Annotated in this window: 11 protein-coding genes; 10 read left to right on the top strand and 1 reads right to left on the bottom strand. The window is 63.7% G+C overall.

The window, feature by feature from the left end:
• The first annotated feature begins 176 nt into the window (after positions 1-176).
• From AC1ECN_RS25560 to AC1ECN_RS25550, 3 genes are read left to right on the top strand one after another with little or no spacing between them, the layout of a single operon-like run.
• Positions 177-635: a DUF4126 domain-containing protein gene (locus tag AC1ECN_RS25560; protein WP_130663473.1), complete on the top strand. Its 459-nt coding sequence runs from the start codon at positions 177-179 to the stop codon at positions 633-635.
• Positions 632-1,993, top strand: a complete 1,362-nt coding sequence (locus AC1ECN_RS25555) for an FAD-containing oxidoreductase (RefSeq protein ID WP_130657383.1) — start codon at positions 632-634, stop codon at positions 1,991-1,993. Before AC1ECN_RS25560 ends, AC1ECN_RS25555 begins: the two co-directional genes overlap by 4 nt.
• Positions 1,994-2,036: 43 nt before the next feature.
• Positions 2,037-2,606, top strand: a complete 570-nt coding sequence (locus AC1ECN_RS25550) for a DedA family protein (RefSeq protein WP_075225516.1) — start codon at positions 2,037-2,039, stop codon at positions 2,604-2,606.
• Positions 2,607-2,618: 12 nt separating this feature from the next.
• On the opposite strand, the gene AC1ECN_RS25545 is transcribed toward AC1ECN_RS25550, so the two are convergent.
• Entirely contained in the window at positions 2,619-3,662 is a 1,044-nt protein-coding gene (locus AC1ECN_RS25545; RefSeq protein WP_075225515.1) for an NAD(P)-dependent alcohol dehydrogenase, read from the bottom strand.
• Positions 3,663-4,152: 490 nt separating this feature from the next.
• Here AC1ECN_RS25545 and kdpF point away from each other — a divergent pair, with 490 nt between their 5' ends.
• The 7 genes from kdpF to AC1ECN_RS25510 all read left to right on the top strand — a co-directional run bounded on the left by kdpF (position 4,153) and on the right by AC1ECN_RS25510 (position 12,410).
• Positions 4,153-4,242, top strand: coding sequence for a K(+)-transporting ATPase subunit F (gene kdpF / locus AC1ECN_RS25540; RefSeq protein WP_020923123.1), 90 nt, complete (start codon positions 4,153-4,155; stop codon positions 4,240-4,242).
• Positions 4,243-4,312: 70 nt separating this feature from the next.
• Complete coding sequence (kdpA, locus tag AC1ECN_RS25535; RefSeq protein ID WP_075225514.1) at positions 4,313-6,016, top strand: potassium-transporting ATPase subunit KdpA; 1,704 nt, start codon at positions 4,313-4,315, stop codon at positions 6,014-6,016.
• A gap of 9 nt (positions 6,017-6,025) precedes the next feature.
• Positions 6,026-6,181: a hypothetical protein gene (locus AC1ECN_RS25530; protein WP_018071107.1), complete on the top strand. Its 156-nt coding sequence runs from the start codon at positions 6,026-6,028 to the stop codon at positions 6,179-6,181.
• 44 nt (positions 6,182-6,225) lie between these two features.
• Positions 6,226-8,286: a potassium-transporting ATPase subunit KdpB gene (gene kdpB / locus AC1ECN_RS25525; RefSeq protein ID WP_130663472.1), complete on the top strand. Its 2,061-nt coding sequence runs from the start codon at positions 6,226-6,228 to the stop codon at positions 8,284-8,286.
• Between the two features lie 75 nt (positions 8,287-8,361).
• Positions 8,362-8,931, top strand: coding sequence for a potassium-transporting ATPase subunit KdpC (gene kdpC / locus AC1ECN_RS25520; RefSeq protein ID WP_075225513.1), 570 nt, complete (start codon positions 8,362-8,364; stop codon positions 8,929-8,931).
• 81 nt (positions 8,932-9,012) lie between these two features.
• Positions 9,013-11,721, top strand: a complete 2,709-nt coding sequence (locus AC1ECN_RS25515) for a DUF4118 domain-containing protein (protein WP_477954454.1) — start codon at positions 9,013-9,015, stop codon at positions 11,719-11,721.
• Positions 11,718-12,410 (top strand): response regulator transcription factor, encoded by a 693-nt coding sequence (locus tag AC1ECN_RS25510; RefSeq protein ID WP_130674023.1) that lies wholly within the window; start codon positions 11,718-11,720, stop codon positions 12,408-12,410. The genes AC1ECN_RS25515 and AC1ECN_RS25510 overlap by 4 nt, the downstream gene beginning before the upstream one ends.
• The last annotated feature ends 7 nt before the right edge of the window (positions 12,411-12,417 follow it).

Raw genomic sequence — 12,417 nt, 5'->3', positions numbered from 1 at the left:
GGTCAACACCTATGAGGGCACACACGACATCCACGCGCTGATCATCGGCCGGGCGATCACTGGCATTGCCGCCTTTGCGAACTAGCCTCTTGGCGCGAAAGGACGAATTGCCACGCGCCTGACAATGTGCAACCTTCCCTGACGGCGGCAAGAGCCGGCAAAAAGGGGGATCATGYATGTTTCTGCTTCTTGCATTGCTGATTGGTGTCATTGCCGGGCTTCGCGCCATGACGGCGCCGGCCGCCGTCGCCTGGGGCGCCGCACTTGGCTCGTTCGATGTCTCGCAGACGCCGCTTGCGTTCATGGGTTACCAATGGACGCCGTGGATCTTCACGCTTCTCGCCGTCGTCGAACTGATCACCGACCAGCTACCATCGACGCCGTCGCGCAAGGTCCCGGTGCAGTTCGGCGCCCGCATCGTCATGGGTGCGCTGGCCGGCGCCACGATCGGCGCCGCCAGCAGCCTGCTCTTCGGCGGGCTGATTGCCGGCGTGATCGGCGCCGTCATCGGCACATATGGTGGCGCCGCCGTCCGCAGCAGGCTTGCGGCGTCCTTCGGCAAGGATCTGCCGGCCGCTCTCATCGAAGATGCCGTCGCCGTCATCGGCGCGCTGCTGATCGTGGCCGTGTCATGAAGAGCTTCGACGCCATCGTTATCGGGGGCGGACAGGCCGGCCCCTTCCTCGCCGCCCGCATGGTCGAAAAGGGCATGAAGGTGGCGCTGATCGAGCGCAAGTTCCTCGGCGGCACCTGCGTCAATGCCGGCTGCATGCCGACGAAGACGCTGGTCGCCAGCGCCCGCGCCGCCCATGTCGCAAGAAGCGGCGCCGTTTACGGCGTCAATATCCCAGGCGAGATCGCCATCGACATGAAGGTGGTCAGGGCCCGTGCCGAAACCGTGACCATGAACGCCCGCAACGGCCTGATCGGCTGGTTCGCCGGCATGGACGGCATGACCGTAATCTACGGCCACGCCCGTTTCGAGGACCCGAAGACCGTCAGCGTCAACGGCGAGACGCTGACCGCACCGCGCATCTTCCTCAATGTCGGGGCACGCCCCGTCATCCCCGACCTGCCCGGCGTCAACGATATCGACTATCTCACCAGCACCTCGATCATCCATCTCGACACGCTGCCACGGCATCTGGCCGTCATCGGCGGCAGTTATATCGGGCTGGAATTCGCGCAGATGTATCGCCGCTTCGGCGCCGAAGTCAGCGTCATCGAGCATGGCCCGAAGCTCGCATCGCGTGAGGATGAGGATATTTCAGACGCGATCGCCGATGTCCTGCGCTCGGAGGGCATCGATATTCATACCGGCGTCAGCGACATCGCCTTTTCCAGGAACAGCGACGGAATAACGGTCGCCACCGATTCAGCGAGGATCGATGCGAGCCATGTGCTGATCGCCACCGGCCGCAAGCCGAACACCGACGATCTCGGCCTCGATGCCGCCGGCGTCGTCACCGACAAGCATGGCTATATCACCGTCGACGACAGGCTTGCCACCAATGTTGACGGCATCTGGGCGCTCGGCGACTGCAATGGCCACGGCGCCTTCACCCACACCTCCTACAATGATTTCGAGATCGCCGCCGCCAATCTGCTCGACGGCGACGACCGCAAGGTCTCGAGCCGCATCCTGGCCTATGCGCTTTATATCGACCCGCCGCTTGGCCGCGTCGGCATGACGGAAAAGCAGGCGCGCGCCTCCGGACGCAAGATCATGATCTCGACCCGGCCGATGAGCCGCGTCGGCCGCGCCAACGAGCGCGGCGAGACCAAGGGCTTCATGAAAGTGATCGCCGACGCCGAGACTAAAAAAATCCTCGGTGCGGCGATCCTCGGCATCGAAGGCGACGAGGTGATCCACGGCATCGTAGACGCGATGAATGCGGGAACGACGTATCCCGCATTGCAATGGTCGGTGCCGATCCATCCGACGGTGTCGGAGCTGATCCCGACGCTGCTTGGGGATTTGAAGCCGGTTTAGCGATGAATTGATGCTTCGAAATCGACAGCTGGAGGCGGGCTGAGTGTCTATCGAACTGCTGATCGAGCATTACGGCCTGTTGGCGATTTTTCTGGGTGCAGCCTTCGAAGGCGAAACAGCCGCCTTCCTTGGCGGCGTCATTTCCCACCGCGGGCTGCTGACCTATTGGTCGGCGTCGCTTGCGGCAACGGCAGGATCCTTCGCCGGCGATCAGTTCTGGTTCTTCGCCGGCCGTTATGCGGCTCGATGGGGTCTCGTCCGCCGGCTGATGGAAACACCGGCGCTGGCGCGCGCAACCCGGCTCCTGGAAAGTTATCCCACAGGCTTCATCCTTGCGTTTCGTTTCCTGGTGGGGTTGCGGACGATCAGCCCGATCGTCATCGGGACAACGCGAATTGCGACCGGTAAATTCATCATCCTGAATGCCGTGGCCGCGCTGGTGTGGGGGCAGTTGTTCACGGCGCTCGGTTATGTGTTCGGGCACGGCATCGAACAGACCTTGGGCCACCTTCCGCTTCACCGCCACCTGTTGATCGCAGTCGGAGCCGCGGCTGTCGTCGCAGCCGCGGCTCTTGCCTTTCGCAAGATGAAACTGAGCGCCAAGCACTCGTAGCGGTATGGCGTCCTAGTCCATCACGATCTGCAGCTTTACGTCGCTCGGCCGCGCCTCGACGGCGCGATCAAACGCCGTGATCGAGTCCTCGAATTTGAAGGTCTCTGATATCAGCGGCTTCAGATCGACGCGTCCCGAGCCGAGCAGCGCGATAGAGCGCTCATACTGGTGCGCATAGCGGAACACCGTCTCGATGCGGATTTCCTTGGTGGATGCCGTCGAGACGTCGAAGCCGATCGGGTTGACCGGCAGGCCGACGACGACGATGACGCCGCCCGGGCGCGGCAGCGCCATGATCGTCTCCCAGGCCTTCGGCGAACCGGAGCATTCGAAGACGACATCGGCGCCCCAGCCGTCGGTCAGCCGGCCGACCTCTTCGACCAGGTTCTTCTCGCGGATATTGACCGGAATGACACCCTGGTACTGTGCGGCGATATCGAGCTTCGGCTGGGCGAGATCAGCGACAATCGCGCGGGAGCAGCCGCCGGCAAGGGCCGCGATCGCCACCATCGTGCCGATCGGCCCGGCGCCGAGGACGACGGCAGTGTCGCCCGGCACAATTTTCGCCTTGCTCGCCGCCTGCATGCCGACGGCAAAGGGCTCGACCATGGCGCCTTCGGCAAAGCTGACATTGTCGGGCAGCTTGAAGGTGTAATTGGCGGGATGCACGACCTCCGGCGTCAGCACGCCGTGGATTGGCGGGGTCGCCCAGAAGGTGACGGCCGGGTCGATATTGTACATGCCGAGCCGGCTTGCCTTGGAATTCGGATCGGGAATGCCAGGCTCCATGCAGACGCGGTCGCCGACTTTCAGATGGGTGACGCCGGCGCCGACCTCGACCACCGTGCCCGCCGCCTCATGGCCGAGCACCATCGGCGCGTTGACGACGAAAGGGCCGATCTTGCCGTGCGTGTAATAATGCACGTCCGAACCGCAGACGCCGACCGTGTGGATCCTGATCTTCACCTCGCCGGGGCCGGTTTCGAGCGGCAGATCGATATCGCGGAGCGCAAGCTCATGCTGGCGCTCGAGGACAAGCGCGCGGACTTTGGTCATCGTCGGTTTCCTTCCCTAGTGGCTTGCCCATGACTCCATCGGGCAGCGTTGAAGCTGACTATAAAGCCCGAAGCCTTTCCAATTCAACCAGATTGCGAAGGCTTTTGCTCAACAAATGATAAAATGCTCACTCGGACCTGCCGAGGCTCAGTGCTGGCGGCGGCCCATCGGGTAACTGCGCCAGCCTGGTCCAACGGCGAGCGGCCTCGTAAGGGCATTTATAAGATTTTTATATAGATGGCCTGTCGTCCGTCTCGAACCTTTATGCGCTTCGGCTCCATATTGATGGCCGAGAGATCGAAAGATCATCTCCACGCCAGAAAGCATGAAAGGCGGCCCCCCAGCGCCCTTTGTCTTGTCTGACTCCAAGAAGAACAACAGGAGTCACGATCATGATGGATATCATTCTACTTGGCACGGCGATCATATTCTTTGCGCTGTGCTTTGCCTACACCCGAGCCTGCGACAGGCTTTGACCGGAGAAACGACGATGACCCTCGATTATGTCTTGAGCGGTGCCGTGACCGTGTTTCTCACCCTTTACCTCACCTATGCTCTCCTTCGCCCAGAACGCTTTTGAAGAGAACTGGCGCTTCTACAGGTCGCGCATGCGCGAGCGAGAAGCAGCCGGGAATTGAAAGTTACCCCAAATGACCCTCAACGGATGGCTTCAGATCCTGCTTTACTGCGGGATCGTCCTCGTGCTCGTCAAACCGCTCGGCGGTTACATGACGCGTGTCTACAATGGCGAGCGCACATTCCTGTCCCCGGTCCTCGTTCCGATCGAACGGGGGCTTTACGCCATTGCCGGCACCAGCGAGCGCGAGGAGCAGCATTGGACCTCCTATGCCTTCGCGATGCTGATGTTCAACCTGCTCGGCGTCCTCGTCCTCTACGCGCTCCTGCGCCTGCAGGACGTCTTGCCCTATAATCCGGCCGGCATGGCCGCCGTCCCGCCGGAGCTTTCGTTCAACACCGCCGTCAGCTTTCCCACAAACACCAACTGGCAGAATTACGGGGGCGAGAGCACCATGTCGTACCTCACCCAAATGGCCGGCTTCACGGTGCAGAACTTCCTGTCGGCYGCGACCGGCATGGCAATCGCTGTCGCCTTCATCCGTGCCTTCGCACGGGCGTCGGGCAAGGCGATCGGCAATTTCTGGGTCGATATGATCCGCGGCACGTTCTACATCCTGCTGCCGATCTGCATCGTGCTGACCATCGTCTACGTCTATCTCGGCGTGCCGCAGACGCTTGGCGCCTATGTCAATGCGACCACGCTCGAAGGCGCGCAGCAGACGATTGCCGTCGGCCCCGTCGCCTCGCAGCTTGCGATTAAGATGCTCGGCACCAACGGCGGCGGCTTCTTCAACGCCAATTCGGCCCATCCGTTCGAAAATCCCGACGCGATCTCCAATCTCATCCAGATGGTCTCGATCTTCGCGATCGGCGCGGCTTTGACCAACGTCTTCGGCCGCATGGTCGGCAACCAGCGCCAGGGCTGGGCGATCCTTGCCACGATGGGCGTGCTGTTCGTCGCCGGCGTCATCGTCACCTATTGGGCTGAAGCTGCCGGCAACCCGCTGATGCATGCCTTCGGTCTTGGCGGCGGCAATATGGAAGGCAAGGAAGTCCGCTTCGGCGTCGCCCTGTCATCGCTGTTTGCGGTCATTACCACGGCCGCCTCCTGCGGCGCGGTCAATGCCATGCATGGCAGCTTTACCGCGCTTGGCGGCCTGATCCCGCTGATCAACATGCAGCTCGGCGAGATCATCGTCGGCGGTGTCGGCGCGGGCTTCTACGGCATCCTGCTCTTCATCATCGTCGCCGTCTTCGTCGCCGGCCTGATGGTCGGCCGCACGCCGGAATATCTCGGCAAGAAGATCGAGGCGAAGGAAATGAAAATGGCCGTTCTCGCCATCCTCTGCCTGCCGCTCGCCATGCTGGTCTTCACCGCGATCGCCACCGTGCTGCCTTCCGCCGTCGCCTCCGTCGGCACCGCCGGCCCGCACGGTTTCTCCGAGATTCTCTATGCCTATACGTCGGCTGCGGCCAACAACGGCTCGGCATTCGGCGGCCTGACCGGCAATACGCCCTGGTACAACATCACTCTCGGCATCGGCATGCTCGCTGGCCGCTTCCTGGTCATCATCCCGGCGCTTGCAATCGCCGGCTCGCTGATCGCCAAGAAGACGGTCCCAGCCTCGGCGGGCACCTTCCCGACGGACGGTCCGCTCTTCGTCGGCCTTCTCGTCGGCACGATCCTGATCGTCGGCGGTCTGACCTTCTTCCCGGCACTCGCGCTCGGCCCTGTCGTCGAGCACCTGGTCATGATCGCCGGCCAGACCTTCTGAGGTGATGCCATGATCCTCCGTCACAGGCTTCGCAACGCCTTCCACCCTCGTCCCGGTGCGCCGGGACGAGGGAATGGCCCGACGGCCCGCGCCTCCGACATCATCCTGGTGATGATGGCAGGCCTCCTCGTCATCGTCGCCGCATTCAAGATCTTACAGGGCTGACCGGCCGCCGGTTCGCCACCCTCGTTTCAAAGCTGGAGTCTCTTATGAGCCAGGCAAAATCCGCGAGTATCATGGATAGTCGCATCCTCATTCCGGCCGTGGGCGCCGCTTTCAAGAAGCTGAACCCCCGCGCGCTTGCCAGAAACCCGGTCATGTTCGTCGTGGCCACGGTCTCGGTGCTGACCACCGTCCTCTTCCTGCGCGATCTCGTAGCAGGCAACGGTAATCTCGGCTTCTCGTTCCAGATCAATCTCTGGCTCTGGTTTACCGTGCTCTTTGCCAATTTCGCCGAAGCCGTCGCCGAAGGCCGCGGCAAGGCGCAGGCGGATTCGCTGCGCAAGGCGCGCACCGAAACCCAGGCGAAGCTGCTCACCGCCAACAATGGCAGCGGCTACCGCATGGTGCCGGGCACCAGCCTCAAGGTCGGCGATCTCGTGCTCGTCGAGGCCGGTGACATCATCCCCTCGGACGGCGAGGTGATCGAAGGTGTGGCCTCCGTCAACGAAGCGGCGATAACAGGCGAATCCGCCCCTGTCATCCGCGAATCCGGCGGCGACCGCTCGGCCGTTACCGGCGGCACGCAGGTGCTGTCCGACTGGATCCGTGTCCGCATCACCGCGGCTGCCGGCTCGACCTTCATCGACCGGATGATTGCGCTCGTCGAAGGTGCGGAACGCCAGAAGACGCCGAACGAGATCGCGCTCAACATCCTGCTCGCCGGCATGACGCTGATCTTCGTGCTCGCCACCGCGACGATCCCGAGCTTTGCCATCTATGCCGGCGGCTCGATCCCGATCATCGTGCTCGTCGCCCTCTTCGTCACCCTGATCCCGACGACGATCGGCGCGCTGCTGTCGGCAATCGGCATCGCCGGCATGGACCGCCTCGTCCGCTTCAACGTGCTCGCCATGTCCGGCCGCGCGGTCGAAGCCGCCGGCGACGTCGACACACTGCTGCTCGACAAGACGGGCACGATCACGCTCGGCAATCGCCAGGCGACGAGCTTTCGTCCGGTCCGCGGCGTTTCCGAACAGGATCTCGCCGATGCCGCCCAACTCGCCTCGCTTGCCGACGAAACGCCGGAAGGTCGTTCCATCGTCGTGCTCGCCAAGGAGAAATACGCGATCCGCGGCCGCGACATGGCAAGTCTGAAAGCAAGCTTCGTGCCCTTCACCGCCCAGACCCGCATGAGCGGCGTCGATCTCGAAGGAGCCTCGATCCGCAAGGGTGCGGTCGATGCCGTGCTGACCTATGTCAACGGCGACGCGTCCTCGAAAAACGGCAGCGAGGTCGTGCGCGAACTGCAGTCGATCGCCGACGAAGTCGCCAAATCAGGCGGCACGCCGCTGGCCGTTGCCCGCGACGGCAGGCTGCTCGGCGTCATCCAGCTGAAGGATATCGTCAAGGGCGGCATCCGCGAGCGCTTCACCGAGCTGCGTCGCATGGGCATCCGCACGGTGATGATCACAGGCGATAACCCGCTGACGGCAGCCGCCATCGCAGCCGAAGCCGGCGTCGACGACTTCCTCGCCCAGGCAACGCCGGAGATGAAGCTGGCGCTGATGCGCGAAGAACAGTCGAAGGGCAAGCTTGTCGCCATGTGCGGCGACGGCACCAACGATGCGCCCGCACTTGCCCAGGCCGATGTCGGCGTCGCCATGAACACCGGCACCGTCGCCGCCCGCGAGGCCGGCAACATGGTCGATCTCGATAGCGATCCGACGAAGCTCATCGAGATCGTCGAGATCGGCAAGCAGCTCCTGATGACGCGCGGCGCGCTGACGACGTTTTCGATCGCCAACGACATTGCCAAGTACTTCGCCATCATCCCGGCGATGTTCCTGACCTTGTACCCGCAGCTCGGCGTGCTCAACATCATGGGATTGTCGACGCCGCAAAGCGCCATCCTCTCGGCGATCATCTTCAATGCGCTGATCATCATCGCGCTGATCCCGCTGTCGTTGAAGGGTGTCCGCTACCGTCCGATCGGCGCCGGCGCGCTGCTGTCGCGCAACCTACTGATTTATGGTGCCGGCGGCATCATCGTCCCCTTCATCGGCATCAAGGCGATCGACATGGCTGTCGCAGCCCTCGGCCTCGCCTAAGGCCTGGAGCCATCCCGGTTCCGAGAGGATCGGAACCGGAGCTCTTCGCAAAAGAACACTCCAAGGAGTAAGACAATGTTGAAAGAACTTCGTCCGGCGGTCGTCATGATCGTTGCCACCACCGCCATAACCGGCCTTCTCTATCCGCTCGCCATGACGGGTGCTGCCCAGGCCCTCTTCCCGACCCAGGCGAACGGCAGCCTGATCGAGAACAACGGCCAGGTGATCGGCTCGACGCTGATCGGCCAGGCCTTCACCAGCGACAAGTATTTCCACGGCCGCCCTTCGGCCGCCGGCGACGGCTACAATGCGGCCGCCTCCAGCGGCTCTAACCTCGGCCCGACCAGCCAGAAGCTGATCGACCGCGTCAAGGGTGATTACGAGGCAGCCAAGGCGGCGAACCCGACGGCCGAAGTCCCCGCCGACCTCGTCACCGCTTCGGGCAGCGGCCTCGACCCCCATATCTCGCCGGAAGCGGCCTATTTCCAGGTACCGCGCGTCGCCAAGGCACGCAGCATGGATGAAGCAAAGGTCAAGGCACTGGTCGACGGCGCCGTTCAAGCCCGCGAGCTCGGCATTCTCGGCGAACCTACGGTCAATGTTCTGGCGTTGAACCAGACCCTTGATGCTTCTATGACTCAGTGACCCTGCCAGGCTGGGCGCACCCGTTCCTTCCCATCCGCGGTAGCGCCCGTCCCGGCAGGCATTTGCAGAAAGACCATACGCATGCCAGACGACAATCGCGACCAGGCCGGCAGGCCCTCGCCCGATGCGCTTCTCGAAAAAGCCCGGGCTGAAACGCGCGGCCGTCTGAAGATCTTTCTGGGTGCCGCCCCCGGTGTCGGCAAGACCTATGAGATGCTCGTCTCCGGCCGCGCCAAGATCGCCGACGGTCTCGACGTCGTCATCGGCGTCGTCGAAACCCACGGCCGCAAGGAGACCGAGGCGCTCGTCGCCGGCTTCGAGATCATCCCCCGCGTCGAAATCAGCTACAAGGGCCGGCCGCTCGAGGAAATGGACCTCGACGGCATCCTCGCCCGCAGGCCGGATCTCGTGCTGGTCGACGAACTCGCCCACACCAATGCAGAGGGCAGCCGCCATCCGAAGCGCTATCTCGACGTCAAGGAATTGCTCGATCGCGGCATCGACGTCTATACGACGCTGAACATCCAGCACGTCGAAAGCCTGAACGACGTCGTTTCACAGATCACCCGCATCCGTGTGCGCGAGACGGTGCCGGACTCGATCATCGACCTTGCCGACGACGTCGAGATCATCGATCTGACGCCGGATGATCTGATCAAGCGGCTGCATGACGGCAAGGTCTATATGGCGCGCACGGCCGAGCGGGCGCTCACCAACTACTTCACCCCTGGCAACCTGACGGCGCTGAGGGAACTCGCACTGCGCAAAACTGCCCAGCGCGTCGACGATCAGTTGCTCACCCACATGCAGGCCCATGCCATATCAGGCCCCTGGGCGGCGAGCGAGCGCGTTCTCGTCTCGGTCGACCACCATCCGCGCTCAGCGTCACTGGTGCGCTACGCCGCCCGCATGGCCTCGCGCCTGCGCGCGCCTTGGGCTGCCGTCTATATCGAGACCAACCGCTCGATCAATCTGAGCGAGGCCGAGCGTGACACGGTCGCCTCGACGCTGCGCCTTGCCGAGCAGCTCGGCGGCGAGGCGATCACCCTTCCCGGCCGCGAAGTGGCCGAAGAGCTCGTTCGTCATGCCACCGCCAATAACGTCACCCACATCGTCATCGGCGCCCCGAAGAAGCCGACATGGCGCGACTGGTGGAGCCGCTCGACCACCGACGAGTTGATCCGCAGGGCCGGAGAGATCAGCGTCCACGTCATTTCAGGCAACGAGAAGGACGGCACCACCACGCGCGGCGTCAAGGCCGCCGTCACCGCGCCGCCACTGGATTTCAGAGCCTACCTGCTGGCGACCGGCTATGTCGCCATCGCGCTCGGCGTCAGCGTCGTGCTCGACCAGGTGCTCGACGTGCGCAACCTCGCCCTCGTCTTCCTGATGGCGGTCTTGACCTCGGCCGTCGTCCACGGCCTGCGGCCGGCCCTTTACAGCTGCATCCTCAGTGCGCTGTCCTTCAACTTCTTCTTCCTGCCGCCGCGCTACACGCTGACGATCAGCGATCCGGAAAGCGTGCTGGCGCTCTTCTTCTTCCTGGGCGTCGCCATCATCGCCAGCAACCTGACCGCAACCGTGCAGCGCCAGGCCGCCGCCGCCCGCCAGCGGGCGCGCACGACCGAAGACCTCTATCTCTTCTCGAAAAAGCTCGCCGGCACCGGCACGCTCGACGACGTGCTCTGGGCGACCGCCTTCCAGCTCGCCTCGATGCTGAAGGTCCGCGTCGTGCTGCTGCTGCCGGAAGAAGGCACCATTGCGGTCAAGGCCGGTTATCCGCCCGACGACACGCTCGACGATGCCGATATCGCCGCCGCCCGCTGGGCCTGGGAACACAATCACGCCGCCGGCCGCGGCGCCGACACCCTGCCCGGCGCCAAGCGCCTCTACGTGCCGCTCAGAACCGGGCGCACCGCCGTCGGCGTCATCGGCCTCGACAGCGACCGCCGCGACGGGCCGCTGCTGACGCCGGAGCAACAGCGGCTGCTCGATGCGCTCGCCGACCAGGCGGCCCTTGCCATCGAACGCATCCAGCTTGTCGCCGATGTCGACCGGGCAAGGCTTGGGGCCGAAGCCGACCGGCTGCGCTCGGCGCTGCTCACGTCGATTTCGCACGATCTGAAGACACCGCTTGCCGGCATCCTCGGCGCCGCCGGCACGCTACGCGATTATTTCGCCTCGATGCCGGAGGAGGATCGCAGCGATCTGCTGTCGACCGTCGTCGACGAATCGGAGCGCCTCAACCGCTTCATCGCCAACCTGCTCGACATGACCAAGATCGAATCCGGCGCGATGGAGCCGAACTCCGCGCTGCATTATGCCGGCGATATCGTCGGCAGCGCGCTTCGCCGTGCCGCAAAGATCCTCGACGGCCATAAGACCGAGATGAGCATTCCCGCCGACCTGCCGATGGTGCGCGTCGATCCTGTTCTCTTCGAGCAGGTGATCTTCAACCTGCTCGACAATGCGGCGAAATACGCGCCCGAGGGATCGGTCATCCACATCGAGGGCTGGGCCGATGCCGACAACGTCGTCGTGCAGGTCTCGGACGAAGGCCCGGGTATTCCGCCGGCCGATCTTAACCGCGTCTTCGATACCTTCTACCGCGTGCGCAAGGGCGATCAGGTGCGCGCCGGCACAGGGCTTGGCCTTTCCATCTGCCGCGGCTTCATCGAGGCGATGGGCGGCACGATCACCGCCGGCAACCGAACGGGCCGCCCGGGCGCCGTCTTCACAATCCGCCTGCCGAAACCCAACGACATTCCGAAACTGGATGAACTCAGATGACCGGTTCAGCCGTCAAAATCCTCGTCGTCGACGACGAGCCTCCGATCCGCAAGCTGCTCCGCGTCGGCCTGACCGCGCAGGGCTACGAGGTGCGCGAGGCGCCAAACGCCAGCGCTGCCCGCCAGTCGGTCGCCGACGACATACCCGATCTCATCGTGCTTGACCTCGGCCTGCCCGACACGCCCGGGCATGACCTCTTACAGGCGTGGCGCGAGGAAGGGCTTTCCATGCCCGTCGTCATTCTGTCCAGCCGCACCGACGAGGCCGGCATCGTCAAGGCGCTGGAAAGCGGCGCCGACGATTACGTCACCAAGCCCTTCGGCATCAACGAGCTCGGCGCCCGCATCCGCGTGGCGCTGCGCCACCGCCTGCAGCAGCAGGGCGAAAAGGCGATCTTCCAGACCGGCGGACTGTCGATCGATCTTGTCAAGCGCATCGTCAAGATCGACGGCCAGGAAATAAAGCTGTCGCCGAAGGAATACGACATCCTGCGCGTGCTCGCCCAGCATGCCGGCAAGGTGCTGACACACCAGTTTCTTCTAAAGCAGGTATGGGGGCCGGCTGCGGATGTGCAGTATCTGCGCGTCTATATCAGGCAGCTGCGGCAAAAGGTCGAGCAGCTTCCGGACCAGCCGCACTATATCACCACCGAGACCGGCGTCGGCTACCGACTCAGGGAACCGGACTGACCTCCCT

The sequence above is a fragment of the Rhizobium sp. 01N447_2 genome, from assembly GCF_056399245.1.
This window is presented reverse-complemented; position numbering and strand designations above follow the sequence as displayed.

Bases quoted from the DNA above. Each gene is read 5' to 3' on its own strand.
- AC1ECN_RS25530 (WP_018071107.1), top strand. From the start codon at position 6,026: ATGATCCTCCGTCACAGGCTTCGCAACGCCTTCCACCCTCGTCCCGGT.
- kdpC (WP_075225513.1), top strand. From the start codon at position 8,362: ATGTTGAAAGAACTTCGTCCGGCGGTCGTCATGATCGTTGCCACCACC.
- kdpB (WP_130663472.1), top strand. From the start codon at position 6,226: ATGAGCCAGGCAAAATCCGCGAGTATCATGGATAGTCGCATCCTCATT.
- AC1ECN_RS25510 (WP_130674023.1), top strand. From the start codon at position 11,718: ATGACCGGTTCAGCCGTCAAAATCCTCGTCGTCGACGACGAGCCTCCG.
- AC1ECN_RS25515 (WP_477954454.1), top strand. From the start codon at position 9,013: ATGCCAGACGACAATCGCGACCAGGCCGGCAGGCCCTCGCCCGATGCG.
- kdpF (WP_020923123.1), top strand. From the start codon at position 4,153: ATGACCCTCGATTATGTCTTGAGCGGTGCCGTGACCGTGTTTCTCACC.
- AC1ECN_RS25545 (WP_075225515.1), bottom strand. From the start codon at position 3,662: ATGACCAAAGTCCGCGCGCTTGTCCTCGAGCGCCAGCATGAGCTTGCG.
- AC1ECN_RS25555 (WP_130657383.1), top strand. From the start codon at position 632: ATGAAGAGCTTCGACGCCATCGTTATCGGGGGCGGACAGGCCGGCCCC.
- AC1ECN_RS25560 (WP_130663473.1), top strand. From the start codon at position 177: ATGTTTCTGCTTCTTGCATTGCTGATTGGTGTCATTGCCGGGCTTCGC.